This is a genomic window from Streptomyces sp. NPDC052301 (genome assembly GCF_044593395.1).
Lineage (GTDB): Bacteria > Actinomycetota > Actinomycetes > Streptomycetales > Streptomycetaceae > Streptomyces.
Genome location: NZ_JBIUBE010000009.1, coordinates 348,447 through 348,980 on the forward strand (window position 1 = coordinate 348,447; position 534 = coordinate 348,980).

General features: G+C 76.2%; 1 pseudogene. It reads right to left on the reverse strand.

The features are described 5' to 3' along the window. A pseudogene (locus ACIHEJ_RS26690) lies at positions 1–534 on the reverse strand (hypothetical protein); the annotation flags it as partial.

The window sequence follows — 534 nt, forward strand, 5'->3', positions numbered from 1 at the left end:
GGGTGTCCCGGGTGTCCAGGGTGCGCAGGGCGCCACCGGTGCCACGGGTGCCACCGGCCCGATGGGCCCGCAGGGCGTCACGGGTGCCACGGGCTCCACGGGTGCCACCGGTCCGATGGGTCCGCAGGGCGCCACGGGTGCCACGGGCTCCACGGGTGCCACCGGTCCGATGGGTCCGCAGGGCGCCACCGGCGCCACCGGCCTGACCGGAGCCACCGGTCCCCAGGGTGCGCAGGGCGCCACCGGCGCCACCGGCCTCACCGGTGTCCAGGGCCCGCAGGGTGACGTCGGTGTCCAGGGCGCGCTGGGTCCGCAGGGTTTCCAGGGTGACATCGGCGCCCAGGGTGTTCAGGGTGCGCTGGGTGCGCAGGGTGTCGCCGGTCCGCAGGGCTTCCAGGGCAATGTGGGTGCCACCGGTCCGCAGGGTGCGCTGGGTGCGCAGGGCGCGCTGGGTCCGCAGGGTTTCCAGGGTGACATCGGCGCCCAGGGTGTTCAGGGTGCGCTGGGTGCGCAGGGTGTCGCCGGTCCGCAGGG